The sequence below is a fragment of the Streptococcus sp. SR4 genome (assembly GCF_000517725.1).
Taxonomy (GTDB): Bacteria; Bacillota; Bacilli; order Lactobacillales; family Streptococcaceae; genus Streptococcus; species Streptococcus salivarius_F.
Genome location: NZ_AZYW01000038.1, coordinates 1 through 2221, shown reverse-complemented (window position 1 = coordinate 2221; position 2221 = coordinate 1). Strand labels below are relative to the sequence as shown.

The 2221-nt window shown below is 39.7% G+C and carries 1 protein-coding gene; it reads left to right on the top strand.

The features are described 5' to 3' along the window. On the top strand, nt 1–2221 hold a 2221-nt coding region (locus tag HMPREF1519_RS04595; protein WP_051413954.1), incomplete at both ends, for a glucosyl transferase.

Here is a 2221-nt window from a genome sequence, read left to right as displayed (position 1 = left end):
AGCTACTACCGCTTCGAGTGAAGCTGCCACAGTATCAGAAACACCTGTAGTCACCTCTGAAGTGGCTTCAACAGAAACAGTTTCTGAAAAACCAATCTCTGAAGTGACAAGTACGGCTAGTTCGGAAGCAGCTAATTCTGAAACTACACATTCTGAGGTAGGTGCAACGACTAGCGAGAGTGTTACACCTGAGAATGTGTCACCAACAACTAGTGATACTGATACCCCTAATTCTCAAGTTCCCTCTGCTGAAAATAATATCACTGGCGGTCAATGGTATAGTGATGATCAAGGCAATTGGCATTACAAAAAAGATGACAAGGATCTGACTGGTCCAAACCTAATTGATGGACAGCATGTCTATTTCGACAAGGATGGTAAACAAGTCAAAGGAAACTTTGCCCAAGATGGACATTATTATGATGGTGAACTTGGACATCTAACAACTGAATCTTTTGTTACTACTGGCGATAACCACTGGTATTATGTAGATAAGACAGGTGAAAAAGTGACTGGCCTTCAAGAAATTGGAGACAAAACTTACCACTTTAATGACAAGGGGCTTCAAACAAAAGGGCAAAGAGTGGTTGTTGATGGAAAAGGATATTATTTCCATCCTGAAAATGGCGAACTTTGGAATAATAAAATTGCCCTCTATCATAGTACTCGCTACATTAACGGAACCAGCGACGACATTTATTACTACTATGACAATGACGGTAATATTTACACTGGCCCTAAAACCATCGACGGTAAAGAGTACTACTTCCAACCAGCCATGGTCTATTATTCTAAATTCAAGAATCCTGATGGTACTGAAAGTTATTACAATGAACAGGGACAAAAAGTCTATAATGGCTGGGGTAAAATCAGATATATGTACTTGAGAGGATACCTCTGGACACCTTCTGTTTATGCTGATGAAAATGGACATGTTGTTCATGGATTCAAGCGAATTAATGGACAACTCTACTATTTTGATGAATCTGGTTCACTAAGAGATGATGTCCCTGGCAGCCCAAACCCACTGTTCCAAGTTGATGGAAACTGGTACTATGCTCAGTTTTCTAAATACATTAACGGCGTAAGAGGTGCTATCCTCACCAATGCTTTCACTTTTATTGCTGTAGATGATAGATACCCAACATCAATTGCAGATGAAAATGGTAAATTGACTCCAGTTACAGCCAAAAATAGTTATGTTACTGCTGGAGGTAAATGGTACTATGTTGATAAATCTAGTTATCCTTTAAAGGGTGAACAAGTTATAGATTATGTCAATGTCTACTTCCGTGATGACTATTCTCAAGTTAAAGGGGACTTTGCACCAAATGGACACTACTATGACAAAGACACTGGTGCCCTCGTTACCAACCGTTATGTCGAAAAAGATGGCAAGTGGTACTATGTCAATAATAAAGGTGATAAACTAATCGGTGCTCAAACTGTTGATTTTGTAAATGTCTACTTCTATGATGATGGTGTCCAAGTTAAAGGTGACTTTGCGCCAAACGGCCATTATTATGATAAAGATAGTGGAGCCCTCGTTACCAACCGCTATGTCGAAAAAGATGGCAAATGGTACTATGTCAATGATAAGGGCGATAAATTAATTGGTGCTCAAACTATAGATGGTGTAGAGGTCTATTTTGATAAAGACGGTGTCCAAGCCAAAGGTATTTTTGCCAATGCTGATCATTTTTATGACAAAGACACTGGTGCTGCTGTCCGTGATCAAATCGTCGAAGTCGATGGCAAACGCTATTATGTTGGTCCAGATGGTAGAAAAGTTTACTCAGGAACACATATTGTTCATGGTGAAGAAGTGAATCTTATCGTTGGAGATGGTCATCAAGGCTTCGGAGAATTCACATACTACGCAGATAGTGGAGACTATATCGGATTTGATGGTAAAAAGGTTACAAAAGCTGGTTTCGTTAAAACCAAAGATAATCACTGGTATTATTTAGACGGTAAGGGAAACAAATTAGTCTCCGTTCAAGTTATCGATGGCGAACTCTACTACTTTGGACTTCCTACTCGTAAATACTACTACGGAATGCAAAGTAGAGGTGAGCTCATCTATGCGTATTACAGTGATACTATCCCTAACAGCAGCCACATCTACTATCTGGATGAAGCAACAGGCGCTGCTCTTAAAAATCAGTACCATGAATGGGAAGGTAGTTGGTATTACTTTGGTCCAAACTGGTACGCCTTG